The organism is Streptomyces brasiliensis, from assembly GCF_014647875.1.
In the GTDB taxonomy this organism is placed as follows: Bacteria; Actinomycetota; Actinomycetes; order Streptomycetales; family Streptomycetaceae; genus Streptomyces; species Streptomyces brasiliensis.
In genome coordinates this window covers 272,962-297,867 of sequence record NZ_BMQA01000007.1, presented here as the reverse complement: position 1 = coordinate 297,867, position 24,906 = coordinate 272,962, and the positions used below count along the sequence as shown (strand labels likewise).

The 24,906-nt window shown below is 71.9% G+C and carries 22 protein-coding genes, 3 pseudogenes and 1 riboswitch; of the genes and pseudogenes, 14 read left to right on the top strand and 11 right to left on the bottom strand.

All coding sequences use genetic code 11. The features are described from left to right. The first annotated feature begins 197 nt into the window (after positions 1 to 197). Together IEZ19_RS14255 and IEZ19_RS14250 are read left to right on the top strand one after the other, a co-directional pair. Positions 198 to 431 carry a hypothetical protein gene (locus tag IEZ19_RS14255; protein WP_229840315.1) on the top strand — a complete coding sequence of 78 codons (234 nt, stop codon included), beginning with the start codon at positions 198 to 200 and terminating at the stop codon, positions 429 to 431. Positions 432 to 619: 188 nt separating this feature from the next. Then, the gene (locus IEZ19_RS14250) at positions 620 to 2,173 is read left to right on the top strand and encodes an LCP family protein (protein ID WP_189311508.1); all 1,554 of its coding nucleotides are present in this window, start codon (positions 620 to 622) and stop codon (positions 2,171 to 2,173) included. 17 nt (positions 2,174 to 2,190) lie between these two features. On the opposite strand, the gene IEZ19_RS14245 is transcribed toward IEZ19_RS14250, so the two are convergent. The 5 genes from IEZ19_RS14245 to IEZ19_RS14225 form a co-directional block, all read right to left on the bottom strand. After that, positions 2,191 to 3,138 (bottom strand): MIP/aquaporin family protein, encoded by a 948-nt coding sequence (locus IEZ19_RS14245; protein ID WP_189311507.1) that lies wholly within the window; start codon positions 3,136 to 3,138, stop codon positions 2,191 to 2,193. A 93-nt stretch (positions 3,139 to 3,231) separates the two neighbouring features. Next, positions 3,232 to 3,546: a hypothetical protein gene (locus IEZ19_RS14240; protein ID WP_189311506.1), complete on the bottom strand. Its 315-nt coding sequence runs from the start codon at positions 3,544 to 3,546 to the stop codon at positions 3,232 to 3,234. A gap of 9 nt (positions 3,547 to 3,555) precedes the next feature. Continuing rightward, positions 3,556 to 4,221, bottom strand: coding sequence for an SDR family NAD(P)-dependent oxidoreductase (locus IEZ19_RS14235; protein ID WP_189311505.1), 666 nt, complete (start codon positions 4,219 to 4,221; stop codon positions 3,556 to 3,558). A gap of 48 nt (positions 4,222 to 4,269) precedes the next feature. Then, positions 4,270 to 4,971, bottom strand: coding sequence for a DUF4328 domain-containing protein (locus tag IEZ19_RS14230; protein WP_229840314.1), 702 nt, complete (start codon positions 4,969 to 4,971; stop codon positions 4,270 to 4,272). 91 nt (positions 4,972 to 5,062) lie between these two features. Further along, the gene (locus IEZ19_RS14225) at positions 5,063 to 6,520 is read right to left on the bottom strand and encodes a dihydrolipoyl dehydrogenase family protein (protein ID WP_189311504.1); all 1,458 of its coding nucleotides are present in this window, start codon (positions 6,518 to 6,520) and stop codon (positions 5,063 to 5,065) included. Between the two features lie 370 nt (positions 6,521 to 6,890). On the opposite strand from IEZ19_RS14225, the gene IEZ19_RS14220 reads away from it, so the two are divergent. Further along, positions 6,891 to 7,460, top strand: coding sequence for an SDR family NAD(P)-dependent oxidoreductase (locus tag IEZ19_RS14220; RefSeq protein WP_189311503.1), 570 nt, complete (start codon positions 6,891 to 6,893; stop codon positions 7,458 to 7,460). On the opposite strand, the pseudogene IEZ19_RS14215 reads toward IEZ19_RS14220, so the two are convergent. After that, positions 7,400 to 7,871 (bottom strand): annotated as a pseudogene (locus IEZ19_RS14215) (DUF6445 family protein). The gene IEZ19_RS14220 and the pseudogene IEZ19_RS14215 sit on opposite strands and share 61 nt — an antisense overlap. Positions 7,872 to 8,056: 185 nt before the next feature. Between IEZ19_RS14215 and IEZ19_RS14210 the strand changes: the two are divergent. Both IEZ19_RS14210 and nicT read left to right on the top strand, forming a co-directional pair. Then, on the top strand, positions 8,057 to 8,824 hold the full coding sequence (locus tag IEZ19_RS14210) for a DUF4142 domain-containing protein (protein WP_229840312.1): 768 nt from the start codon (positions 8,057 to 8,059) through the stop codon (positions 8,822 to 8,824). An 83-nt stretch (positions 8,825 to 8,907) separates the two neighbouring features. Next, a riboswitch (cobalamin riboswitch) is annotated at positions 8,908 to 9,100 on the top strand. 29 nt (positions 9,101 to 9,129) lie between these two features. After that, a complete protein-coding gene (gene nicT / locus IEZ19_RS14205) occupies positions 9,130 to 10,227 on the top strand; it encodes a Nickel transporter NicT (protein WP_189311578.1) in 1,098 nt (365 codons plus the stop codon). Here nicT and IEZ19_RS14200 read toward each other — a convergent pair. Together IEZ19_RS14200 and thrS are read right to left on the bottom strand one after the other, a co-directional pair. Further along, on the bottom strand, positions 10,224 to 11,204 hold the full coding sequence (locus IEZ19_RS14200; protein WP_189311502.1) for a nucleoside hydrolase: 981 nt from the start codon (positions 11,202 to 11,204) through the stop codon (positions 10,224 to 10,226). The genes nicT and IEZ19_RS14200 overlap by 4 nt on opposite strands. Before the next feature lie 58 nt (positions 11,205 to 11,262). Continuing rightward, on the bottom strand, positions 11,263 to 12,477 hold the full coding sequence (gene thrS / locus IEZ19_RS14195) for a threonine--tRNA ligase (protein ID WP_189311501.1): 1,215 nt from the start codon (positions 12,475 to 12,477) through the stop codon (positions 11,263 to 11,265). A 350-nt stretch (positions 12,478 to 12,827) separates the two neighbouring features. Between thrS and IEZ19_RS14190 the strand changes: the two genes are divergently transcribed. Continuing rightward, entirely contained in the window at positions 12,828 to 13,595 is a 768-nt protein-coding gene (locus tag IEZ19_RS14190; RefSeq protein WP_189311500.1) for a hypothetical protein, read from the top strand. A 6-nt stretch (positions 13,596 to 13,601) separates the two neighbouring features. Here IEZ19_RS14190 and IEZ19_RS14185 read toward each other — a convergent pair whose 3' ends face one another. Further along, on the bottom strand, positions 13,602 to 14,945 hold the full coding sequence (locus IEZ19_RS14185; protein ID WP_189311499.1) for a helix-turn-helix domain-containing protein: 1,344 nt from the start codon (positions 14,943 to 14,945) through the stop codon (positions 13,602 to 13,604). Positions 14,946 to 15,056: 111 nt separating this feature from the next. On the opposite strand from IEZ19_RS14185, the gene IEZ19_RS14180 reads away from it, so the two are divergent. Together IEZ19_RS14180 and IEZ19_RS14175 are read left to right on the top strand one after the other, a co-directional pair. Then, complete coding sequence (locus tag IEZ19_RS14180) at positions 15,057 to 15,257, top strand: hypothetical protein (protein WP_189311498.1); 201 nt, start codon at positions 15,057 to 15,059, stop codon at positions 15,255 to 15,257. A gap of 4 nt (positions 15,258 to 15,261) precedes the next feature. Next, a complete protein-coding gene (locus IEZ19_RS14175; RefSeq protein ID WP_229840310.1) occupies positions 15,262 to 16,503 on the top strand; it encodes an amidohydrolase in 1,242 nt (413 codons plus the stop codon). 7 nt (positions 16,504 to 16,510) lie between these two features. On the opposite strand, the gene IEZ19_RS14170 is transcribed toward IEZ19_RS14175, so the two are convergent. Together IEZ19_RS14170 and IEZ19_RS14165 are read right to left on the bottom strand one after the other, a co-directional pair. Continuing rightward, positions 16,511 to 17,644, bottom strand: coding sequence for a hypothetical protein (locus IEZ19_RS14170; RefSeq protein WP_189311496.1), 1,134 nt, complete (start codon positions 17,642 to 17,644; stop codon positions 16,511 to 16,513). Positions 17,645 to 17,706: 62 nt separating this feature from the next. Then, positions 17,707 to 18,897: a PP2C family protein-serine/threonine phosphatase gene (locus IEZ19_RS14165; protein ID WP_189311577.1), complete on the bottom strand. Its 1,191-nt coding sequence runs from the start codon at positions 18,895 to 18,897 to the stop codon at positions 17,707 to 17,709. 130 nt (positions 18,898 to 19,027) lie between these two features. Here IEZ19_RS14165 and IEZ19_RS14160 point away from each other — a divergent pair, with 130 nt between their 5' ends. The 6 genes and pseudogenes from IEZ19_RS14160 to metG all read left to right on the top strand — a co-directional run bounded on the left by IEZ19_RS14160 (position 19,028) and on the right by metG (position 24,905). Continuing rightward, positions 19,028 to 19,474 (top strand): hypothetical protein, encoded by a 447-nt coding sequence (locus IEZ19_RS14160; RefSeq protein ID WP_189311495.1) that lies wholly within the window; start codon positions 19,028 to 19,030, stop codon positions 19,472 to 19,474. A gap of 288 nt (positions 19,475 to 19,762) precedes the next feature. Further along, positions 19,763 to 20,707, top strand: a complete 945-nt coding sequence (locus tag IEZ19_RS14155; protein ID WP_189311494.1) for a hypothetical protein — start codon at positions 19,763 to 19,765, stop codon at positions 20,705 to 20,707. 25 nt (positions 20,708 to 20,732) lie between these two features. After that, positions 20,733 to 20,882: pseudogene (locus tag IEZ19_RS50630) on the top strand (endonuclease/exonuclease/phosphatase family protein); the annotation flags it as partial. Between the two features lie 110 nt (positions 20,883 to 20,992). Further along, positions 20,993 to 21,407, top strand: a pseudogene (locus tag IEZ19_RS14145) (FUSC family protein); the annotation flags it as partial. A 145-nt stretch (positions 21,408 to 21,552) separates the two neighbouring features. Then, entirely contained in the window at positions 21,553 to 23,043 is a 1,491-nt protein-coding gene (locus tag IEZ19_RS14140) for a VWA domain-containing protein (protein WP_189311492.1), read from the top strand. Positions 23,044 to 23,180: 137 nt separating this feature from the next. Beyond that, positions 23,181 to 24,905 (top strand): methionine--tRNA ligase, encoded by a 1,725-nt coding sequence (gene metG / locus IEZ19_RS14135; protein WP_189311491.1) that lies wholly within the window; start codon positions 23,181 to 23,183, stop codon positions 24,903 to 24,905. Position 24,906: the final 1 nt, after the last annotated feature.

The window sequence follows — 24,906 nt, the reverse complement described above, 5'->3', positions numbered from 1 at the left end:
CAGAAACCTCCCGAACGGGCCTGTGTGAGCCGTCGCAGGAGACCCGATCACGCACACACGGACCCATCCACCCCTTTGGCCAGATCTTGACCCGAACCTGCCACCGACACCGGGCCTGTCACGGGCCGGGGATCACCGCGGCCCGCGTGACAGGCATCACCATCCGTAAAACTTGCGCGAGAATTAAACTTTCGTGCGTGGAATCCAGTGACGTGACGGGTTGGGAGACCGCCGTGCTCGACGGCGGGCCCGCCGACGGGCTGCGGATGAAGGTCTCCGACCGGCCGCGCGTGATCCAGGTGACGTATCCCTGCCGGGTGGAGGCGCCGCCCGAGGCCGGAGTGCGCGCCGACGCCGTGTTCGTCTACCGCCGCGACTTCCAGGTGAAGAGCGAGCCGCTGCGGTACGGCTTCGACGTCGCGAGTCCCTGACGGGCGCGGCGTGCGGGACTCGGTGGACGGAACGACGGCTGCCGGCCGGGGCGGGGGTGCCGGTGGGCGCCTGCGGTGCCCGGTTTCGTCGCCACCCTCGCCCCCTTGCGCAACTGCACAACCACAGGGCGGGGCCAGGCGTCCCCTCTGTATGAACCGGACCGGTACGGACGGATGAGGGCGCGCGGATGACCGGCATCAGGGACGACCTCGAGACACCCTCGCGTCATCGGCGCCGGACTGCGCCGGCCGGTGGTGGCGCGGGGCACGGGCGGCGTGCGGAGCGTGAGCGCAGGCGCCGGCCCTGGCGGACCTTTCTCCTCGTCGTGCTGGCCCTGGTGGTGCTCGGCACCGCCGGCCTCGGCTGGATCTATCTCAAACTCAACGGCGACATCAACACCTTCGACGGCGACGGGCTGTCCAAGAACCGCCCCGACGCCGCCGCCTCCAAGGGCGAGAATGTCCTGGTCATCGGCTCCGACGCGCGCAACGACGGCAACGACGCGCTGGGCGGCGGCGACAAGACCGACATCGGCCGCTCCGACACCGCGTTCCTGCTGCACGTCTACGCCGACCACAAGAACGCCCTGGCCGTCTCCATCCCCCGCGACACCCTGGTGACGATCCCGCCCTGCAAACTCCCGGACGGCAGCTGGACGAAGACCCAGACCGACACCATGTTCAACGCGGCCTTCTCGGTCGGTCAGACGGAGAAGGGCAACCCGGCCTGCACCCAGAACACGGTCGAGCAGCTGACCGGGCTGCGCGTGGACCACACCGTGGTCATCGACTTCAAGGGCTTCGCGGCGCTGACGGACGTCGTCGGCGGCGTGGAGGTGTGCCTGCCCGATGACGTGTACCAGAACGACCTCAACCCCAAGCGCCCCACCCGCGGCAGCCGCATCTTCAAGAAGGGCGAGCAGAAGGTCGAGGGGCAGCAGGCCCTCGACTACGTCCGGCTCAGGCACGGCATCGGCGACGGCTCCGACATAGGCCGCATCCAGCGCCAGCAGGCGTTCGTCTCCAGCCTCATGAAGAAGATCAAGAGCGACGGACTCACCCCGACCAAGCTGCTGCCGCTGGCCACCGCCGCCACCAAGTCCATGACGGTCGACCCGGGCCTCGGCACCGCGAACAAGCTGATCTCCTTCGCGATGTCCCTGAAGAACGTCGACCTGCACAACACCAAGTTCGTGAAGATCCCCTGGCGTTACGAGGGTTCACGCATCGCCGTCGTCGAGCCGGACGCCTCCGACCTGTGGGCGGCGCTCAAGGACGACCGCACGATCGACGGCAAGGACGCCAGCGGCAAGAAGAAGACGAAGGCGAGTGCGTCAGCCTCCGCGTCTCCCACCGAGACCGTCTCCGGCGCCGGTATCGACGTCGCCGTCTACAACGGCACCACCACCGACGGCCTCGCCTCCGACACGGCCCGGATGCTCACCGCGCACGGCTTCACCGTCACCAGTACCGCGAACGCGCTCAACAAGCAGCACACCACGACCGTCGTCCAGTACGGGCCAGGACTGCGCACCCGGGCCGACACGCTCGCCGAACTGTTCCCGGGCGCCCAGCTCGAGTCCATCGGCGGCGCCGTGCTCAACGTGGTCGTCGGCGCCGACTACGCCAAGGAATCCAGCGCCTCCCCTGCCCCGACCACCGTGCCCAGCTCGGTGGCGTCGGACGCCCGCTCCGCCGACGACGACCTGTGCTCCAACCTGACGTACGGCGCGGGCGGTTGACACGCGGGAGGCCCGCGCTACTCCTCGTCGGACGTCTTCTCCGGCCGGGCCCGGCCCAGTTCCGGGCGCAGGCCCATCGCGGCGCGCTGATGCAGGATGTCACCGATGAGCAGGTCGTAGATCAGCACGCCGATCACGCCGCCGATCAGCGGGCCGACGATGGGGACCCAGAAGTAGCCGCTGTACGCCCCCGGTGAGCTGCCGGGGAACGCCAGTTCCTTCCAGCCGGCGGCATACGTGAGCAGACGCGGCCCGAAGTCACGGGCCGGGTTGACGGCATACCCCGCGTTCGCCCCGTACGACATGCCGATCGCGGCGACCGCGAAGCCGACGACCAGCGGGCCGAGGTTCGCCTTCACCGCCGTGTTGCGCAGGTCGATGACGGCCACGATGAACATCAGCAGGAACGCGGTGCCGACGATCTGGTCGATGAGCGGGCCCCAGATCCCGCCGTGGAAGTACGCCGCCGGGAACGTCGCGAAGATCGAGAACGACGCGACCGTGTGCCCGCCCGTCTTCGGTCCCTTCATCGCCGCGTCGAAGGTGTTGATCGCGTCGTGGTAGACGAGGTACACGAGTGCCGCGCCCGCGAACGCGCCGATGACCTGCGAGATCCAGTAAGGGAGGACCTTGATCCACGGGAACTTGCGGCGCGCCGCGAACGCCAGCGTGACCGCGGGGTTGATGTGCGCCCCGCTGACGCCGCCTGCCACGTAGACGCCGAAGACGACGGCCATGGCCCAGCCCCAGGTGATCAGCAGCCAGTCGCCCGCGCCGAGGAAGAACGTCGTGGGTCCCGCCGTACGGCCCGATCCCGGCAGCGCCGCCACCGCCATCGCGACCGAACCGCAGCCGAAGGAGATGAGAACGAACGTCCCCAGGAACTCCGCCAGGCATTCCCCCAGGAGACCGGCGCGACGCCTCAGCACGGAGGGCTTGACCAGGGGAGGTATTTCCACAGCCATCTTGACCCCCTTGCAGGGTGCATTCCGGTCAACATCACCATCGTGACGCAGAACCGGCGTTCCGCCACCGCGAGTGCCGTGGGGGCCGGGGTCTCAGCCCTGGGCGGGCAGGTCCGGGTGTGAGACGAGGAAGACCAGGTAGACGATGGCGGCCGCGGTACCCACCAGGGACAGCACGCCTCCGGTGACGGCCCGGCGCCGGTGCGCGCGGCCGTCCAGCGCCTCCAGGTACTCGATCCGGGCGCACACCAGGCCGATCAGGCCGAGCGGCAGCGCGACGAAGCAGGTCAGCGTCCAGAACGGACAGCACAACCAGACCCCGACGGACGCCCCGCCGAACCAGACGGCGAGTTCCTTCCCACGCGGTATGTCCCCCAGCCCCTCCTCCAGGCCCCCCTCGGACGTCATGCCGCGCCCTCAGCCGTCGAGGTCGTCGGCGTAGTGGCGGAAGCCGTGCCGGGTGCGGTGCAGGTCCCACAGGGTGTCCGCGAGCACGGCGGGATCCTTGCGCACGTGCCCGGGGACGATCGCGCCGGGGATGACGAGCTGGGCGACGTGGATGCCCTCGGCGGCGAGCGCGTCGTGCAGCAGGTGGCCGTACGCGCTCTCGGCGGCGAACGCGATCGACGTGCCCGCGCGATCGGGGTGCGGGACGACGGCGGTGCCGCCGTTGACGAACAGGATCGTGCCGCGGCCCAGCTCGCGCATACCGGGCAGGACCCGCTGTACGGCGACGACGGGGCCGTAGACCGAGAACTCGACCGGTCCGACCAGGTCCCGGTGCGTGGTCCGAAGGACCGGGCGCATGAAGTCCCGGTGCGGGACCGGACTGTACTGCAGCACTTCGATCGTGCCGAGGGCGGCGGCCGCCTCGTCCAGCGCGGCCCCCAGCGACTCCGGGTCGCGCACGTCGGCGCTGAACCCGCGCGCCGTGACACCCTCCGCGGCCAGCTCCGCGGCCAGCGCGTCGAGCCGCGCCCGGTCACGGGCGACGAGGGCGACGTCGTACCCCTCCCGCCCGAACCGGCGCGCGACGGCGGACCCCAGGCCGGGACCCGCCCCGATGATGGCGATGGTGGTCATGATGGGTCCCGTACCTCGTCCGTCTGCCGCCGGCTGTCCCCCCGCACGTTACGGTCGCACCGGCTCCGACGCCCGGACGTCGGCCGCGGGCGGAGTCCAGGTCGCCGCCCGACGCCGCTGGGCCTCGGTGACCCTGCGGACCATGAGGGCACCGGCGACGGCGGCGCCGATCAGGGCCGCGTCGGAGGCGAGCAGGGTCCCGATGTCGGAGTAGGCGCGCGCGATGACCTGGTCCTTGCCGTCTTCGTAGATCATGCCGACGCCGCTGAACGTGCCGATGAGCCACAGGACCCACCACACGTTCAGCAGGAGGGGCGCGGGCCGCTCCGGGTCGCTCGCCCGGTGGACGTCCACGACGAGTCCGCGCGGCACCCACAGGTTCGCGATCGGCACGATCCAGCCGAGGTAGACCCAGAAGCCGAGGTACTTCGGCTTCTGCCCCGACAGCACACGCGCGTTGTCCCGGACCCGCCACAGCCACGACAGGAACGCGACCGCGCAGAGCAGCACCACGCCGCCGCCGATGGACAGGACCAGGTCGTACGAGTCCTCCAGCGCGGTCGGTGGCCGGTACGTGCCGCCGCCCTGGTCGGGCGGGCCGGAGGCCGGTTCCCCGGCCACCGCGAGCCGGATCTCCCACACCGCCCGCACGACCCAGACAGCGCCGGCGAGCAGCAGCATGACGACAGCGATCCGGGCGGCCGACGCGACCGGGCGGAGGGTGACGTTGCGCGCTATGTGATCGTTCACCCACGCATCCTCACCCACCTGGCGCCGCCCGCGCCAGAGAGCCACGCCGTGTCATGGTCGCATCACGGAAGTCAGGACACCGGCGCCGCGCTCAGTGCCCGGCGCCCCGTGCCGCCGCCACGAGGAACACCCAGATCTCGCTGACCGTCGGGAACGAGGCGACCGCGTGCCGCAGCCGCTTGATCGGCACCTCGCCGACGACCGCGATCGTCGCCGAGTGCAGCAGATCTCCCACCCCCGGTCCGACGAACGTCGCCCCGAGCAGGACGTCCCGGTCGCTGTCGATCACCAGGCGGGCGTGGCCCGGGTAGCCGTCGGCGAAGAGGTTGGCACCCTGGGCCGCGTTCATGTCGAGGTCGACGGTCCGCACGCGGTGCCCGGCGGCCTCGGCCTGCTCAGCGCTCAGGCCCACGGCGGCCGCCTCGGGGTCGGTGAAGAAGACCTGCGGTACGGCGTGCTGGTCGGCGGTGGTGGCGTGGTCGCCCCAGGGCCCGTCGTCCAGGGGCCGGCCGGCGGCCCGCGCGGCGATGGCGTCGCCCGCCGTCCGCGCCTGGTACTTGCCCTGGTGGGTGAGCAGGGCGCGGTGGTTGATGTCGCCGAGGGCGTACAGCCAGTCGCCGTCGACGCCCTGGACCAGGCCGGTGGTGTCCACGTCCAGCCAGGCGCCTGGCGTGAGGCCGACCGTGTCGAGGCCGAGGTCGTCGGTGGCGGGCCTGCGGCCGGTGGCGAACAGCGCCTCGTCGGCCTCCAGTTCGCCGCCGTCGTCGAGGGTGAGGGTGACCGGCCCGGCGGGGTCCGGGCGGCGTACGGCGGTCACCCGTACACCGGTACGCACGTCCGCGCCCGCCTCGGTCAGACCCTGGGCGACCAGTTCGCCGGCGAAGGGTTCCATGCGGGGCAGCAGGGCGCGGCGGGCGAGCAGCGTGACGTGCGAGCCGAGGCCCTGCCAGAGGGTGGCCATCTCGACGCCGACCCCTCCGCCGCCGACGACCGCGAGCCGGGCGGGCACGGCGGAGGAGTCGGTGCCGTGCCGGTTCGTCCAGGGACGGGCCTCCTCGATGCCTGGCACATCGGGCAGCACCGGCTTGCTGCCCGTGGCGAGGGCCACCGCGTGCCGGGCGGTGAGGGTCTGCCGGCCGCCGTCGTCCCGGGTGACGGTGACCGTGCGGGGACCGTCGATCCGGCCGTGCCCGCGGTACAGGTCGGCGCCGATGCCCTTCACCCACAGGGCCTGGCCGCTGTCGTCCCACTCGGTGACGTACCGGTCGCGGCGGGCGAAGACCGCCTCCGCGTCGAGCGGACCGGTGACGGCCTGCCGGGCGCCGTCCACCCGGCGGGCCTCGGAGGCCGCGATGACCGGGCGGAGCAGGGCCTTGCTGGGGACGCAGGCCCAGTAGGAGCACTCGCCGCCCACCAGCTCCCGCTCCACGACGGCGACGGAGAGACCGGCCGCGCGGGCGCGGTCGGCGACGTTCTGGCCGACCGGGCCCGCGCCGAGGACGATCAGGTCGTAGACGCCGTTCTCGTGTGTTTCGTGTGCTTCGCTCATCGTTTCCCTCACCTCGTGATCGACGTGCGGTCCGTGTCGTACAACCGCAGGACTCCCGCCGTGGATCGCGGTCCAGCCATTCGTTTCCCGGAAGTCGGCCATAAGCGCGGCCTTCCGCCGCGCACCCGCCACGGCCTGTGTGTCCACGCGGCACGCCCCGACCGCGCGCCCCCGAGTACCAGACGCCCCCGCGCTTATGGCGGCCCTCGGAACCGCCTATGGCGCGACCGGAATCCCGGCCCGCCGACGGCTCTTCGGACATCCGTCACCTCGCGAACGAGGTGACGTCACCACCCATCTGGATACCGATCGACACCTCTCAACATCTTTCGGCATCTCTCAAGATCTTTCGACCTGGAGGACGATCCTCATGACTTCTGTCGACCTGACCGGACGCGTGGCCCTGGTGACCGGAGCGACCAGCGGCATCGGCTCCGCGACCGCGACGCTGCTCGCCGAGCGGGGCGCGCACGTCCTGGTCGCGGGGCGCGACGCCGACCGCGGCGAGGCGGTGGTCTCCGTCGTCCGCGAGCGCGGCGGCAAGGCGGACTTCGTCGCCGCCGACCTGAGTGAGGCGGAGTCGGTGCGGCGGCTGGCCCGGGAGGCCGTCGCACCGGGCGGCGGCCACGTGGACATCCTCGTCAACAACGCGGGTGTCTTCCCGTTCGGGCCGACGGAGGAGACGCCGCAGGGTGACGTGGACGCCGTCTACGACCTGACCGTGAAGGCCCCGTTCCACCTGGTGGCCGAGCTGGCGCCGGGCATGGCCGAGCGCGGGCACGGGGCGATCGTGAACGTCAGCACGATGGTCGCGACGTACGGCGTCGCCGGGATGGCCCTGTACGCCTCCAGCAAGGCCGCGCTGAACCCGGAGCCCGATCACGTCATCCAGAAGAAGACGGCGGTCATCCGCTTCTCCTCCAGCGTCGTACCTGAGTAACCGGTGGCGCTGTGCACGAGGTTGGCGTTGCAGAGGAGGAGCCGGCTGTACCTGTGCGGAACCCGTACGTCCTCCTCGAAGGCGTCGGGCACCACGAACCGCGTCCCGAGGGCGTCGACGAGGTTGTCGTGCGGGGCCTGGACGACGTTGCCGCCGAGCCGCCCGCCGGGCAGGGACTGCCGGTAGAAGCTGGTCCCGCAGTCCTTGGGTACGGCGGGGTCGAGGTAGAGCACGGCGGCGTACCGGCACCGGGCGCGCGGGTCGGTGCGGCCGGGGCTCGCTCTCCCCCTCACCCACGGCCTGCACGCAGTTGTGAGTGAGGGTGCCGCCGCCCGGCTCCTTCTCGTCGCCCAGGACGCCATCGAACACCCAGTAGTCCCGCCCCTTGGTGGGCTTGCGATACGGCAACACGGGCAGCGCGGCAGAACCTCTGGGGGGAACTCTCCCGCGAACCGGTCGACGTTTCCCCAACGAACCCCCAGACCGCAGTCGTTGCAGTTCTTTACCAAAACCAGAGACAACTCCCGCTTCCCCGTCCGTACCTGTCGGTGGCCGAACCGCTCTCGGGCGGGATGTACGACCGGGCAGGAGGCACAGTGCGGTTTTCGCGGAACGTTGCGGGGACTCTGTTCGTCGGCGGTGCCCTGACGCTGACCCTCGCATCGCTCGCCTACCCGAGCATGCTGGGGCTGACCACCGTTTCGAGTTCACCCTCGCGGGTCATCGCCCAGACGCGGTGGGGGCCGTTGACGGAGGCGGACCGGGACTTCGTGGTGAAGGTGCGGGCGGCCGGGCTGTGGGAGTACCCGGTGGGGCAGATGGCCCTCAAGAAGGGGACCAGCAAGGGCGTTCTCGTCGCCGGGCAGCATCTGGTCTCGGGGCACGCCGCCCTCGACGCCACCTGCCGGAAGATCGCCCCGCAGCTGAACATTGCCATCCCGAACCAGCCCAGCCCGCAGCAGCAGGGGTTCATCAGCACGCTGAACGCGGACAGCGGCAAGAAGTTCGACACCGACTTCGCCAACATCCTGCGCGTCACGCACGGGCAGATCTTCAACACCGTCGCGAAGATCCGCTCCACCACGCAGAACACGCTGGTGCGGGCCCTGGCCGACCAAGCCAACACCACCGTCCTCGACCACATCACGGTCATGGAGAAGACGGGTCTGGTCGACTTCGGCCAGGTGCTGTTCCAGGAGACCACCCCGCCGAAGCTGTCCGCCAAGGACATGACCCCGCCCGCACCGGCCCCCGGCCGGCCACAGGTGGTTCTCACCCCGCCGGCGGGTGGTGACCCTGGTGATCCGCCGGCGGACACCCCCGGCTCCAGTCCGGTTCCCAGTCCCAGTCCCACCATCGGGTGAGGCGACACCTGCGCGGGACTTCGCCGTACGTGATCTTCGCTACCTGCGGCTGTGCCCGGCTGTGCAGCACCCCACCCACCCGCCTAGGGTGAACAGGCCGTGGTGCTCGGGAAGTCGATGCGAAGTCGACGCGGCCCTCGCCACTGTGACCGGGGAGTTCCCGTTCCACGTCCCGTCGTTCCGCACGGGACAGCCACTGGCCGGAAGGCCGGGAAGGCGGAATCCGGGGACGTACGACCCGTAAGCCAGGAGACCGGCCACGGCATCTCACGAAGTGATCCACGAGGTGCTGGAGCGTGAACCGGATGGCCCTGCCCACCCCTGCCCGAACCCCCTTCGCATGGCGGCGCGAGGACACTCTCAGGACCGCGGGGCTGTTGGTGGTGATCGTCGCTCTGCACGTCGTCGCCTTCGGGATCCTGTTCCTGCTCGTCGTCCCCGAGCACTACGAGATCGGCTCCAAGGCCTTCGGTATCGGCCTCGGCGTCACCGCGTACACCCTCGGCATGCGGCACGCCTTCGACGCCGACCACATCGCCGCGATCGACAACACCACCCGCAAGCTGATGGCCGACGGCAAGCGCCCGGTGTCGGTGGGCTTCTGGTTCGCGCTGGGCCACTCCAGCGTGGTCGTCCTGCTCGCCCTGCTGATCGCGGGCGGCACCCGGCTCGCCGGAAAGGTGATGAACGAGGAGTCGACGACCCACCAGGTGCTCGGCTTCATGGGGACGACGATCTCCGGTACGTTCCTCTACCTCATCGCCGCCCTCAACCTGGTCGCCCTGTTCGGCATCCTGAGGGTCTTCCGGGCGATGCGGGCGGGGACGTACGACGAGCGGGAGCTCGAACAGCACCTGGATTCCCGGGGGTTCATGAACCAGATCCTGGGCCGGCTCACCAGGTCGGTCAGCCGGCCCGGCCAGATGTACCCGCTGGGCTTCCTGTTCGGCCTCGGCTTCGACACGGCGACCGAAGTGACCCTGATGGTGATGGCGGGCTCGGGCGCGGCGGCGGGCCTGCCCTGGTACGCGATCCTGTGCCTGCCGCTCCTGTTCGCGGCCGGGATGAGCCTGTTCGACACACTCGACGGCACCTTCATGAACTTCGCCTACCAGTGGGCGTTCTCCCACCCGGTGCGCAAGGTGTTCTACAACCTCACCATCACCGGACTGTCCATCGCGGTCGCCTTCTTCATCGGCACGATCGAACTGGTCGGCGTCCTGCACGACAAGCTCGACCTGCGCGACGACGTCACCGGCTGGATCGCCGGTCTCGATCTCGACCACGTGGGGTACGTGATCGTCGGCCTGTTCGTGGTGGTGTGGGCGGCGGCGGTCGTGTACTGGAAGGTCGCGAAGGTGGAGCAGCGCTGGACGGTACGTCCCGCCGACGCCGCCGACTAGCCCCTGCCTGCCTCGACCGTCTCCAGGTACAGCTTCACGTACCGCTCCACGTCCACGTCCAACGCCACGTCCACCAGGGCCTGTTCGCGTGCGCCGTCGTGGATCTCGGACTCGCCGGGGCGAGGACGGCGGTCCACGACCGTCTGGCCGCGCGCCGGACCGGGGGCCAGCGAGACCTCGACGGGCAGCAGGCGGGTGCTGATGCCCGCCGGGTCGGCGACCGCGCACACCGCGCCCGCGTCGCCGAGACCGCCCGCCGGGTCGTCGCCGTCGGTGTCGGGGGAGGCCGGGCGGTGGGCCAGCAGGTCGCCGGCGAGACGTGCGCCGGGTTCCGCGCTCGCGCGCAGCCGCCGTATGTCCGGGCCCGGGACGACGACCCGGGTGAACACGTCGAGGCCGTACATGGTGACCGGCACCCCGGCGGTGAGCAGGATCGCGGCGGCCTCCGGGTCGTGCCAGACGTTGAACTCGGCCACCGCCGTGGCGTTCCCGGTGGCCACCGCGCCGCCCATGAACACGATCCGCTCGATGTTGCCGGTCACCTCCGGGTGGGTGCGCAGCAGCAGGGCGATGTTGGTCAAAGGCGCGGTGGGGATCAGGGTGACCGGCCGCGGGGAGGCGAGGATCTCGCGGCGCAGCAGGGTCACCGCGTCCACGTCGGCCGGGGTACGGATCGGCGCGGGCAGACCGAGGTCACCCATCCCGTCCGCGCCGTGCACGTGCCGGGCCGAGCGGGCGGGCTCGATCAGCGGCCGCTCGGCCCCGCGCGCGACCGGAATGTCGCCCGCGCCCGCCCGCTCCAGCACGGTCAGCGTGTTGCGGACCACGCCGTCCACGTCGGTGTTCCCGGCGACGCAGGTGACCGCGCGCAGGTCGAGCCCCGGGTGCCGGACGGCGAACAGCAGGGCGAGGGCGTCGTCGACACCGGTGTCGCAGTCGATGATGACGGGGATGCGGGTGGCCGGAGCGTCGGTCACTGCGGGGCTCCTTTCACGGGGCCGTAGAAGTCCACGGGGTGACGACCCTATGCGGCCGTCATTCCCACAGCGCGGTGCCCCGGGCGGCGACCCGGTCCGCGATGCGCCGCAGCAGGTCGTCTGCCTTCAGGGTGCCGGGCCTGCGGCCGTCCCGCAGTCGTACCGCCACCAGCCCGCCCTCGGCCTCGCGCGCGCCCACGACCGCCTGGTACGGCACGAGGCGTGCCGCGCGGATCCGGGCGCCGAGGCTGCCCTGTTCGGGACCGGCGAGTTCGGCCCGCAGCCCGCGTCCGCGGGCCGCGTCCACCACGGCCCGGGCACGCTCGTACTGCTCCTCGGCGACCGGCAGGACGACGAGGTGCACGGGCGCCAGCCAGGCCGGGAACGCGCCGCCGTGCTCCTCCACGAGATGGGCCACGGCCCGTTCCACGCTGCCGATGACGCTGCGGTGCACCATCACCGGCCGGTGTTTCGCCCCGTCGGCGCCGACGTAGTGCAGGTCGAAGCGCTCCGGTTGGTGGAAGTCGATCTGGACGGTGGACAGGGTGGCCTCGCGACCGGCCCCGTCCGCGATCTGCACGTCGATCTTGGGGCCGTAGAAGGCGGCCTCGCCCGCCGCCTCCTCGTACGCGACGCCGGACTCCGCCAGCACTTCCTTCAGCAGCGCGGTGGCCCGCTGCCACAGCCCCGGGTCGGCCACGTACTTGCCGCCCTCGCCGGGCAGGGAGAGGCGGTAGCGGGCGGCGCGGATGCCGAGGTCGGCGTAGGCGCGGGCGATCAGCTCCAGGGCGCCGCGGGCCTCGTCGACGGCCTGCTCCAGGGTGCAGAAGATGTGCGCGTCGTTGAGCTGGATGGCCCGTACACGGGTCAGTCCGCCGAGCACACCGGAGAGTTCGGAGCGGTACATCGCGCCCAACTCGGCCATCCGAAGCGGCAGTTCGCGGTAGCTGTGGGAGCGGGAGCGGTAGATGAGGGCATGGTGGGGGCACAGGCTGGGACGCAGGACGACCTGCTCCGCGCCCATGTCCATGGGCGGGTACATGTCGTCGCTGTAGTGGTCCCAGTGTCCCGAGATCTCGTACAGCTCGCGCTTGCCGAGCACGGGCGAGTACACGTGCCGGTACCCGGCCGCGCGCTCCGCGTCCCGGACGTACTCCTCCAGGGTGTGCCGTACGACGGCCCCGTCGGGCAGCCAGTACGGCAGCCCCGCGCCCATCAGCGGGTCGGTGTCGAACAGGTCGAGCTCACGGCCGAGCCTGCGGTGGTCGTACATGGTGGTCTCCTCGGGGAGGGAGGCGAACACCCCGCAGCACGCAGAAGCCCCGGGGCACTCGCCCCGGGGCTTCGGACTGCATCAGCTGTCAGCGCGCCGGGACACTCTCCGGCGTCGTCGTGAGGAAGGGGTACGACTGGGCGCGCTGCATGGGGCGACCGTAACAGGGGGGTGGTGCGGCGGGCGACGCTTTTTCGGCACACGGCCGGCCAGGGGTCCGCCGTTTCGCCTACGACCCCTCACCCGTACGGCTCGTCTCGCTGGTGGACCCGCCGGGGCGGTGGTGCCGTGAGAGGCACGTGTCGCTATCCGTATCCGTGTCCGTCACGGCACCTCCCAGGAGCCCCGCCATGCCCCTCCCACCGGCCCGCCTCCTGGCCGCCGCCCTGGCCGCCGCCGCGCTGCTCACCGTCTCCGGCTGTCTGAGCCGGGAGCCGGACCGCGCGAACGGCACCGGCACCGACGCGCCCTCGACCGGCCCCGGCTCCGCCGCCGCACCCGCCCTCACCGCCGCGCAGGCCCAGTCCGCGCTGATCACCGAGACGGATCTGGGGGGACCGTGGACACCGACGGAGGGCACCGCGACCTGGCGGGACGGGCTGCTGAAGGCGACCACGAACGTGCCCGACTGCCAGCGTCTCCTGGACGTCCTCTACTCCGACGAGCTGCTCGGCGACCAGTCGACGACGCCCGCCGTGGTCGCCCTCGACGACGGCGACGACCAGGCTCAGCTCCGCTACCAGGTCGCCACCCGGCACCCGGCGGACGTGGACCGCACGCTGGCCTGGATGCGCACGCTCCCGCAGAGGTGCGAGCAGTTCACGGCGGCCACCACCGCGGCGGGACTGCAGTACGTGCAGGTCACCAACGCCGAACTGCCCGTGGTCGGCGACGCCCGCCAGGGCCTGCGCGTCACGCTCACCGGGCAGACCACGAACGACGGCTACGACCCCGTCACGCTCACCCTGGACGTCGCCGCCGTCCGCGTCGGCGACGACACGATCGCCCTCACCAACGGAGCCCTCGGCACGGAACCCTCGGACGTCACCCGCCAGGCCCTGGAAGTCGGCGTCCAGCGCCTCACACAGGTCCGCCGGCAGACCCGGGTGCAGGCCTGACAGGCGTCACAGCGGGGGCTGTGCGGGCGCCGGTCCGAGGGTCGTCGTGCCGGGGGCCGTACGGTGTCCGAGGCCCGTGCGGTAGGCATCCAGCGCCGCCTCCACCCGCCCGGTACGGCGCAGCAGGTCGCCGAGCAGCCGGCACAGGTCGGCGAGGTCGCCGGCGGCACCGGCCCGCTCCAGCAGGCTCAGCGCGCGGACATAGTGCTCCTCGGCGGCCTCCGTGTCCCGGGCGTCCTCGGCGATGATCCCGAGGAGGCGGTGCGCGGCGGCCGAGTGGACGGCGCCGCGCTCGGAGGAGAGGTCCCCGAGGACACCCTGCAGCAGCTCGGCGGCCTCCCCGGACTTGCCGCGCCGGTGCAGCACGTCGGCGAGCTCGACGGCGACCTGACTGCTGTAGAGGGCGGCGCGGGTCGCGGAGAGCATGGCGAGGGCCTCGCGCATCTCGGCCTCGGCGCGCTCCAGTTCGCCGTCCTGGGCGTAGACGTAGCCGCGCATCCAGTGGCAGTTGGCGAGTTCGGTGCGCAGCTGGAGCTGGCGGTACAGCTCGGCGGCCTTGGCGAGCGAGGCGTCGGCCTCGGCGACCCGGCCCTCGGCGAGCAGGGTGCGGGCGACGGACCGGTGCATGCGGGCGATCAGCGCGGGGTCGCCGGCCTGCGGGGCGAGGGCCAGTGCGAACTCGGCGGCCTGGGCGGCGCGGGCGTGGGCACCCATGTCCATGTAGGGGCCGATGATGCTGGCGTAGAGCAGCAGGAGGGCGTCGGGGTCGTGCAGCCCGCCGCGGTTCAGCTCGTCGAGCGTGGACTCCAGCAGGTAGACGGCGTACCGGAGTTCACCCGCGAGATAGTGCGCGACGGCGCGTCCGCGCACGGCCGGGACGCGCACCGGCAGGGGTTCACCGGCCATGCTCTCCTCGGCCCGCTCGAAGTACTGCCGCGCCTCGACCAGGTCACCGGTGTCGAGGGCGCACTCGCCGAGCCCGAGCAGCGCCGTGGCCTGTTCGACGGGCAGTCCGTGCCTCTCGGCCTCCGCGAACAGGGCGGCGTACTGCGCGGCCGCCTCCTCGGTGTCCCCGGTGGCCAGGGTGCGCTGGGCCTCGGTGAGGCGGAGGCGCAGATCGGTGGCGAGGTGGGCGGGCCGCCCGATCGCCAGCTCCTCGAAGGCGACGCCGAGCCGCCCGGCGATGTGCCGCAGCGCGTCGTCGGAGGCGCGCACCCGGCCCGCCTCCAGGGTGGAGATGTACGCGGGCGTGTAGGCGGGCTCCGCCAACTGGCGCTGCGTCATCCCGCGTTCGCTGCGCAGTTGTTGCACGCGTCGCCCGATGGTCTCCGGATCGTCCCGCTCCTGCATCCTGCGGCTCCCCCAACTATCCCTGAACCCCTTGCCGTTCGGCTCCGACAGCCTCTAGGTTAAACGGCGGATTAAGCATGCTTAACACATCGCTGTTGTTGCGAGGTTGCCGTGCTCGGACGCACATCCGCACGCTACGGACGCCCCACCGAACGGTACGCCAGGGGCCTGACCGCTGCCGTGGTGACGGTGGTCGCCCTGATCACGGCGGCCAACGCGGGCCCGGCCCGGGCGGCCCAGGAGGAACCGGCCCCACAGGTCACGCGGCATGCCCAGCACCACCCCCAACCGCCGTCCGGGCACCTACGCTGATCCCGTGACCTCTGCCGCCGCCCGTACCGCGCTGGACCTCACCGCCGACCTGCCGGTGCCGGACCTGAAGGACTTCTACCGGGACCTGCACCGCCACCCCGAACTGTCCCTGCGCGAGCACCGCACCGCCGGAAAGCTGGCCCGGCGCCTGGCGGCGGCCGGGTTCGAGACGGCCGACGGGATCGGCGGCACCGGGGTCGCCGGGCAGCTGCGCAACGGGGACGGGCCGACCGTGCTGCTGCGCGCGGACATGGACGCGCTGCCGGTGCGCGAGGAGACCGGACTGCCGTACGCCTCCGGGGCGGACGGCGTGATGCACGCCTGCGGGCACGATCTGCACGTCACCTGGCTGGCGGGGGCCGCCGAGGCGCTGGCCGCCGGGCGGGAGACCTGGTCGGGGACGCTGCTGGTGGTGGGACAGCCCGCCGAGGAGACCGGTCAGGGAGCGGCCCGGATGGTCGCGGACGGGCTGTACGAGCGGTTCGCGCGCCCGGACGTCCTGCTGGGGCAGCACGCGGCGCCGGGTCCGGCGGGGCTGTACCCGCACGCGCCGGGGCTGATCATGTCCGCCTCGACGGACGTCGACATCGTGGTGCACGGCAGGGGCGGGCACGGCTCACGGCCCGAGACGACCGTCGACCCCGTGGTGACCGCCGCCCATCTCGTCACCCGGCTGCAGACCGTCGTCTCCCGCGAGATCGCCGCCCGCGAGTCCGCCGTGCTCACCGTCGGCCGCATCGAGGCGGGCACCCGGCACAACATCATCCCGTCCGAGGCGCACATCGCCCTCAACCTGCGCACGCAGTCGGACGCGGTGCGGACGCGGATGCTGGCCGCGATCCGGCGCGTCGCCCGCGGCGAGTGCCTGGCGGCGGGCTGCCCGCGCGAGCCCGACGTGACCGTAGGCAGCACCTTCCCGGAGACGGTCAACGACGCGGACACCGACCGCCGGGTGGCCACGGTGCACGGCGAGGTCTTCGGCACCGGCACGGTCTTCGACCCGGGCCCGGCGATGGGCAGCGAGGACTTCCCCGAGCTGGCGGCGGGCTCGATCCCGTACTCCTACTGGTTCGTGACCACCACGCCCACCGAGGTCTGGGAACGGGCCCCCGGCGCCGGCTTCCAGGAGAAGTTCCAGGCAGTGCCCAGCAACCACAGCCCGCACTTCGCCCCCGACCTCACGACGGTGGCACCGGGCGTGCGGACGCTGGTGTCGGGGGCGCTGGCGCTGTTGTCGGCGGGATGACGGCGGTTCAGTCCTGGGTCTGCAGCTGGCGCAGCTGCTGCTGGACGTGGTCCAGGGCACCCTCCCGGCGTCCCGGCACCCTGAGTCTCAACTCCGCGAGCGCGGGCCCGAGTTCACGGGCCCGCGCCGTGTCGTCGATCTGCCCCCACTGGTGGTGGGCGCGGTCCACGGCCGCCTCCACCTCGGGCGCGTCCGCCGCCTGCCCGGCGGCCAGCCGGGCGCCGGCCACGGTCAGCCAGGTGCGGCAGCTGCGCGCCGCGTCCCCCGCGAACATCGCGAGATCCGCGCGGACTTCGGCCCAGTGCAGGGCGTCCAGGGAGCCCGGCCCGTGTGCCCGTACGGCGGCCTGTTCCCAGCGCGCGGCGAGCGTGTCGGCGTCGGTGTGCCGCCCGGCCTGTACGGCGGCGGCGATGGCGGCGTGCGGATCACCACCGCCCGGGCCGCCGTCGTACCGGCCGTCGACGTGCAGGCCGTTGCCCTGCCGGGCCCCGCCGTCCGGGCCCGCTCCCTGCGGCGCCCACGCGGCCAGCAGGACGTTCGTGGCCGCCTCGCCGGGTATCCGGTCGAGCGCCTGCCGGTGCAGTTCCTCCAGCGGCGGCCGGTGTCCGCTGCGCAGCAGCGTCGCCACCGCCTTCATGTACGACGGGACGGCGACCGTACGGCGGGCGGGGGGAGGCGCGATACGGCCGTACACGGCGTTGCCCCGGCCCGAGTCGAGGGGCCGGCCGCGCAGTTGCTCCCAGGTCTCGGTGTCCGCGTGCAGGTCGACGAGGAGGCTGGTCGCGCCGGGCGGGCGCAGCCGCAGTTCCTCGCGGATCCACTGCCAGGGCAGGGCGGTGTAGCGGACGGTGGACGCGGTGGTGCGGGCCAGTGCCAGATGCGGCAGGCGCTGACGCCGGTCGAGATGGAGCTGGCCCGTGACGAAGACGGTGAGCGGTCCGGGCGCGGCTGCGGCGGCGCGCAGCCGGGTCAGGACGGCCTGCGGCTCGAGCGGGTCGGCGAGTTCGACCACATGGGCGGTGTCCGTGCCCGACAGCACGGCGGGGTCGACGGCCGCGAGGACGGGAAGCACGGAGACCGCGTCCACCAGGCGCCCCCGGCCCACCGGCGAGGCCGCGAGCAGCAGCACGGTTCCGGGCATCGTCCCTCCCCTGTCGATCACCTACGGCAGCACCGTAGCCGCTGCCGTTGAACGCACGGACCTCAAGACGGCAAACGTCCCCGTACGGGGCCTTCGCCCGGTGCCGGCCGTACCGCGAAGACCGTGGTGTCGTCCGCGAGCCGGCCACCGCTGTGTCTCAGTGTGCCGTCCCGCACCAGCGCCACCAGCCGACGGGGTTCGGCCGTTCCTGGATCAGCGGCCACCGCCCGCGCGACGTCCCGCTCCAGCGGATAGAACTCACCGGCCGCGTTCCGGGCCTCCGTCACGCCGTCGGTCACCAGCAGCACGGTCTCCCCGTCGGCCAGCGGCACCCGGCGCATGGGCGGAAGGCTGCCGGTGAGGTCGCCGAGGCCGAGGGGGAGCCCGTCGCCGGGAGGCAGCCGGCGCATCCCGCACGGGCCGACGACGAGCGGGGGTTCGTGGCCGAAGTTCACGACCTCGACCTGCCCGTCGGATTCCCAGGGGAAGCCGAGCAGCACGGCGGTGGCGAAGCGGTCGCCGTCCTCGTTGCCCAGGTAGCCGCTGTGGTAGCGGTGGCGGTCCATCCGGGTCTCCAGGCGGGCGGCGACGGCGGTCAGTTCCGGCTCGTGGAAGGCGGCCTCCCGGAACGTGCCGAGCAGCGAGGCCGCCGCCGCCACCGCGCCCAGCCCCTTGCCCTGCACGTCGCCGACGAAAACCCGGGTGCCGTACGGGCCTGGCTGGATGTCGTAGAAGTCGCCGCCGACGCGGGCCTCGACGTCGGCCGTGAGATAGACGGCCGCGTTCTCGAGTCCGGCCCAGTCCTGCGGCAGCGGGCGCAGCACGGTAAGTCGGGTGGTCTCGGCGATGTCCTGCATGTGCAGCATGCGGCGTTCGGCGCGCAGCCGGATCACGCAGGCCAGCGTGGCCAGGGCGCCACCGAGGGCGACCAGGACGAAGTCGGGCAGGCCCGCCTGGTACTCGCTGGGCCAGGCGCTGTCCACGAAGATGTACAGCACCACGCAGGTCACCGCGAACGCCGCCGTCGTCCACACGCCGCATATCGCGGCGGCGATACCGGGCACGAGGATGATCCAGGAGATGATCCGGAACCGCTCGGTGGTGTTCACGTCGACCAGCACGACCACGAAGAGCAGCAGCAGCGGCGGCACCCACGCGACGCTCCGCCCGCGGAACCGCAGCAGCTCCCGCCGCCGCAGGTCCTCGTCGTGGTTCACGCACTTCAGCGAAACACGGCGGGGTGCGCACCGCATCCGGGCCGTACGGGCATTCCCATGGGATCCCCACACCATTCCCGGCCATTCCCGCGCCACGACTTGCCGGCCACCCTCCCCAGGTGTGCCCTGGAAGGCGGGGGCGAGGTGTGGAGAGAGGAGTGCTCTCATGGCTCAAGCAGCACCGACCACCGGCGGCGTGCCACGGGCTGGCCGGCTTCCCGACATCTTCAGCGAGCGCACCCACAAGATCGCCAGGGTCGCGGTACCGGTCGTACTCGGCCTGATCTACGGCTACTGGGCAGCGGGCAACACCCGCTACGGCGGCCCGATCACCGGCTGGAACGTCCTGTTCGGCTTCGTGACGGCGATCGTCTTCATGGCCGTCTGCATGGGCCTGATGGCCCTGGCCCCCCGCCTGCGCCGCGAGGTCCACGCGATCCTCTGGGCCGCCTTCACAGGCATAGCCTTCGGCTTCCTCTACAGCCTGAGCGGCGGAGGCCACCCGATCCTGGGCTCGGCGGGCCTGGCCCTGGCGGTGGCGGCGGGCGTCTTCGTAGTCCTCTTCTACCGCTACTACACACACGAGGACGCGGAGGGCCACAAAATCCGCTGACCGACGGCCCCGCCGTAGCCGCGGGCAGTCGAACTCGCCATACCCGCCGTAGCTGCGGGCGGTCATGCCCCCAGTGCCTCAAGGGCCTGGCGGGACCCCCAGGCGGCACGGGTGGGCGGGGCCCACAGGGCAACGCCGGGAAACTGAACAGCGCGGGCAAGCGGCCCCACCCCACAGCGCAACCCCGGGCACCCCGCATCGACACCCCTCACCCAAACCAACCATCCCAGTAGCCCGAACGCAGCAACCCCGCTCGCGGCGCAGCCTCCGGCACCGTTTTCTGGAAACGTGCCCCCTCGCCTAAGGAGCGCCCTGTCGGCGGCGCTGATCGCCCTGTCCTGCCTGCTCGTGCCGTTCAGCGCGCTGGCGGCATGGGCGGCGTACGGCCTGGCCGACACCGGCCGGTACGTCACGACGATGGCGCCCCTCGCCACCGACCCGGACGTCCGCAACGCCGTCGCGGACACCGTGGGCGCCGGAATCATGCGCGAGGTCGACCACAAATTCGACGTCCGCACGGCCCGCGGGTCCGTAGGCCCCTTCGTGCGCGACGCGGTTCACTCCTTCACCCAGACCCGCGCCTACCGCCTCGCCTGGGACGCCGGCAACCGCGCCACCCACGACGCCGTGCTCCGCGCCCTGCGCGACGAGGACGACGCGAGCGACGAGGCGGACCTGATCGACCGGCCGCTCACCGTCGACCTCGCCCCCGTCACCGCCCAGCTCAAACGACAACTGGCCGAGGACCACATGCCGCTCGCCGACCGCATCCCGGTCGAGCACACCACGCTGGCCGTGCTCCCGGCCGGCGAACTGGCCAGCTACCGGAAGGGGTTCCACGTGCTCGAAGTCGCCGGCTTCTGGCTCCCCGTCGCGGCCGTCGTCTTCGCCGTCGCCGGGATCGCCCTCGCGGCGCACCGCCGCCGCGCCGTCACCGCGACCGCGCTCGGCACGGCCCTGGGCGGCGCGCTGCTCGCCGTCGCCGTCGCGGTCGGCCGCCATCTCACCCTCGCCGACCTGCCCGCCGACGTCTCCCGCCCGGCCGCGGCCGCCGTCTACGACGCCCTCACCTCGACCCTGCGCACCGTCTCCTGGCTGCTGTTCGGCCTCGGCCTGACCGTGGCACTGGGCGTCCGGCTGACCCGGTACCTGCGATTCCGGCGGCTGGTACGGCGCCGGCGCGCGGCAGCCGCGTCCGGACAGGTGCCGGCGCCCACCCGCGCGCGCGTGTGACAGCGTACGCCCGGGCCGTGACCTACCGGCCCGGACCGCCGGGGCCATAGGCGCCCGGATCGGCCACGTACTCGTGTCCGGTGACTTCTCCGCGCGCGACGCCCGCTCTCCGTGCCCGGCCGGCACCGACCACCGCGTGCTTGTCGTCGATGTCACGCTCCACCAGCGAAGATGACCCGGCCTCCGGTCAAGCCGGCATGGTCATAATGGGCGCATGTCCCGCGAGTTGCCGGGCACTCCGCTGCCCCCGCTGAGCCAGCAGCCGGGGCCGCCCCCGCCGCCCACGGCGACCGGCTGGCGGACGCGGTCGCCGACACGTCCCGCTATGTCGAGACGGCGTTCGGCCCCGCACCCGATCCGTCGGCCCGCGCACGAATGCGCCGCCGCCTCTACCGGGACCTCTCGGTCATCCGCACCGAGTTCCAGCGCGCCCTGACCGAGCCCCCGCCCACCGGCCGCCGCGCGGCAGCATGGTGGCCGCTGGTCGTGTGCCCGGGTGCGGGTACGCCACGGCGCGCCGCCCCCGTCACCGGCCGAGATCGCCCAAGTCGTCCTGCAACTACGGGAGTTGTCGGAAGGTGTCCGGGAGGCGGACACGCTGGTCGAGGTCCGCAGGGACCTCGCGGGTCCGGCGGACAGCGTCCTGGAGCCGCTGCGCCAGGAGGTCGCGGCGGCGAGGGCGATCGCCTCGCCGCACTGACCTCACGGCCCCCGACATCGGACGCCGCGTGGCCAGATCCCGTGGCCTCGCCCCACCCCAAGATCGCCACCGAGGGCGGCTAACCTTACGTGTCCGTCCTGGCCAGGGATCGACGGGCACCAACTCACGCGAAGGGTTGCGCACCATGGGCATTCTCACTCTCCTGCGGAACGCGTTCGGCCGCTCACGCAAGGGGCAGACGGCCGAACCGGAGGGTGCGGACCGACTCCCCACCCAGGAGCCGACCCCGACCCCGCGACTCCCGGAACCGCGCAAGTCGGAGCCGGACGAGCACGAGTTGGTCGCGGCGGCGTTCGACAACGTGACAGTGCCGGCACCTGCCAAGCAGCGTCCGGCGGAGCCGGACCCGGAGGCCGAGCCGACGGCCGAGGCGGAACCGGAGATCGAGCCGACAGCCGAGGACGCACCGGCAAGTGAGCCCGTGGCCGAGGCGGAACCGGAGATCGAGCCGACAGCCGAGGACGCGCCGGCAAGTGAGCCCGTGGCCGAGGACGCACCGGCAAGTGACGCGGGCTCCGAGCCCGTGGCCGAGGCCGAGCCTGTTGCAGAGGTGGCGTCGGTGACGGACGAGCAGCCGGAACCGGAGCTGTCGTCCGAGCCCCTGACGGAGCCCGAGCCGGTGGCCGAGGCGGAGCCTGTATCGGTTCCGGAGCCGGAGCCGGTTTCGGAACCGGAGCCGGCTCAGATCGCGGAGGTCACGGCCGAACCCGAGCCGACCGCCGAAGTGACCACTGCCCCCGAGCCGACCACCGAGGCCACACCGGAGCCGGAGCCGACCCCCGAGGTGGTGGAGGAATCCACCCCGGTCGCCGAAGTCGCCGCTCAGCCCGAACCGGCCACGACCGAACCGGAGGCCGCCGACGGCGAGGCCGCCCCGCAGGGGCCACCCGCACCCGACGACGAGAGCAGCACGGGTGGTGCGGGTGGGAACACCGATCGAGCCGACGGCGAAGCCGAGGTGATCGACACGGCCAAGCTCCCGCAGGGCCTGGTCACCGCATACAACGCCGCCACCACCACCCTCACCGACACCCACCTCACCGGCACCCGAGCGAAGCTCTACCTCGTCCTGGACCGCTCCGCGAGCATGCGCCCGTACTACAAGGACGGCTCGGCCCAGTCCCTCGCCGAGCAGACCCTCGCCCTCGCCGCCCACCTGGACCCCGCCCCGCGCCCCACCGTCCACGTCGTCTTCTTCTCCACGGAGGTGGACGGCACCACCGACCTCACCCTCACCGACCACGAGAACAAGATCGACGAGGTCCACGCCTCCCTCGGCCGCATGGGCCGTACCAGCTACCACGCCGCCGTGGAGGCCGTACTCACCCACCACCAGAAGGAACACGACCCGGCGACTCCCGCCCTCGTCGTCTTCCAGACGGACGGCGCCCCCGACGCGAAGACCCCGGCGACCCAGTCCCTCACGGACGCCGCGAAGACGAACCCCTCCGTCTTCTTCTCCTTCGTCGCCTTCGGCGAGCACGACAACAAGGCCTTCGACTACCTCCGCAAGCTGAAGACCCCGAACACGTCGTTCTTCCACGCGGGCCCGACGCCCCGGGAGCTCACGGACACGGAGCTCTACGAGGGCGTACTGGCAAGCTGGCGCCCGTAACGCCACATAACACCGATAACACCCCGAAGCCCCCGTGCCGCCCGCTTCTCACCCCGTAAAACGGGAAGCGGGCGGCATACACATGTCGGCTACGATTTCAAGGTTCGTACAACACCCCGACCTGGGAGCAGCCCCCGATGGCTCGACACCTCATCACCAGCGCCCTTCCGTACATCAACGGGATCAAGCACCTGGGCAACATGGTGGGGTCCATGCTCCCGGCCGACGTGTACTCCCGTTACCTCCGCCAGCGCGGCCACGACGTCCTCTACATCTGCGCGACGGACGAGCACGGCACCCCCGCCGAGCTGGCCGCGAAGGAGGCCGGTCTCTCGGTCGCCGAGTTCTGCGCCCAGGCCCACGACGCCCAGAAGGCGGTCTACGACGGCTTCGCACTAGCGTTCGACTACTTCGGCCGCAGCTCCTCCGCCGAGAACGTCGAGATCACCCAGCACTTCGCCCGCCGCCTCAACGAGAACGGCTTCATCGAGGAGCGGGCGATCCGCCAGGTGTACTCCCCGACCGACGGCCGTTTCCTCCCGGACCGCTACGTCGAGGGCACCTGCCCCTACTGCGGCTACGACAAGGCCCGCGGCGACCAGTGCGAGAACTGCACCCGCGTCCTCGACCCCACGGACCTGATCAACCCCCGATCCGCGATCTCGGGCTCCACGGACCTGGAGGTGCGGGAGACCAAGCACCTCTTCCTCCTCCAGTCGAAGCTGGAGAACGAGGTCCGTGAATGGGTCGCCCGGCACGACAAGGACTGGCCGCAGCTGGCCTCCTCCATCGCGCACAAGTGGCTGACCGAGGGCCTGCACGACCGCGCGATCACCCGTGACCTGGACTGGGGCGTCCCGGTCCCGGCGGACACCTGGCCCGAGCTGGCCGCCGAGGGCAAGGTCTTCTACGTCTGGTTCGACGCCCCGATCGAGTACATCGGCGCGACGAAGGAGTGGGCCGACGCCACCGGCGGCGACTGGAAGTCGTGGTGGTACGACGTCGACGCGGACGTCCGCTACACGGAGTTCATGGCCAAGGACAACGTCCCCTTCCACACCGTGATGTTCCCGGCCACCGAGCTGGGCGTGCGCGAGCCGTGGAAGAAGGTCGACTACGTCAAGGCCTTCAACTGGCTGACGTACTACGGAGGAAAGTTCTCCACCTCCCAGAAGCGCGGCGTCTTCACCGACCAGGCCCTGGAGATCCTCCCCGCCGACTACTGGCGCTACTTCCTGATCGCCAACGCCCCCGAGTCGGACGACGCGTCCTTCACCTGGGAGCACTTCACGGCGACGGTCAACAAGGACCTGGCCGACACCCTGGGCAACTTCGTCAACCGCGTCCTGTCCTTCTCGAAGAAGCGCTTCGGCGAGGAGGTCCCGGCCGGCGGCGAGCCCGGTGAGGCGGAGGCGCGGCTCGGCGCGGAGATCGCGCGCCTGCTCGCCGAGTACGAGGAGCACATGGAGTCCCTTCAGTTCCGCAAGGCGGCCGCCGCGCTGCGCGCCCTGTGGTCGGCGGGCAACTCCTACCTCGAGGAGAAGGCCCCCTGGCTGGAGATCAAGACCGACAAGGACGGCGCGGCGCTCACCCTGCGCACGGCGATGAACCTGATCCACCTCTACGCGGTGGTCTCGGAGCCCGTCATCCCGTCGACGGCTGCGGCGATGCGCGCGGCGTTCGCGCTGCCGGACACTGCGTCTGATCAAAAGCGTGCGGTCTGGGTCTCGCCCGAAGAGGCGAAGTCCCTGACCGCGGTCCCGTCCGGCACCCCCTTCACGGTCCCGCCGGTGCTGTTCGCCAAGCTGACGGACGACGACCTGGCGGCGTACAAGGAGCGGTTCGGCGGCGAGGAGGGCTGAG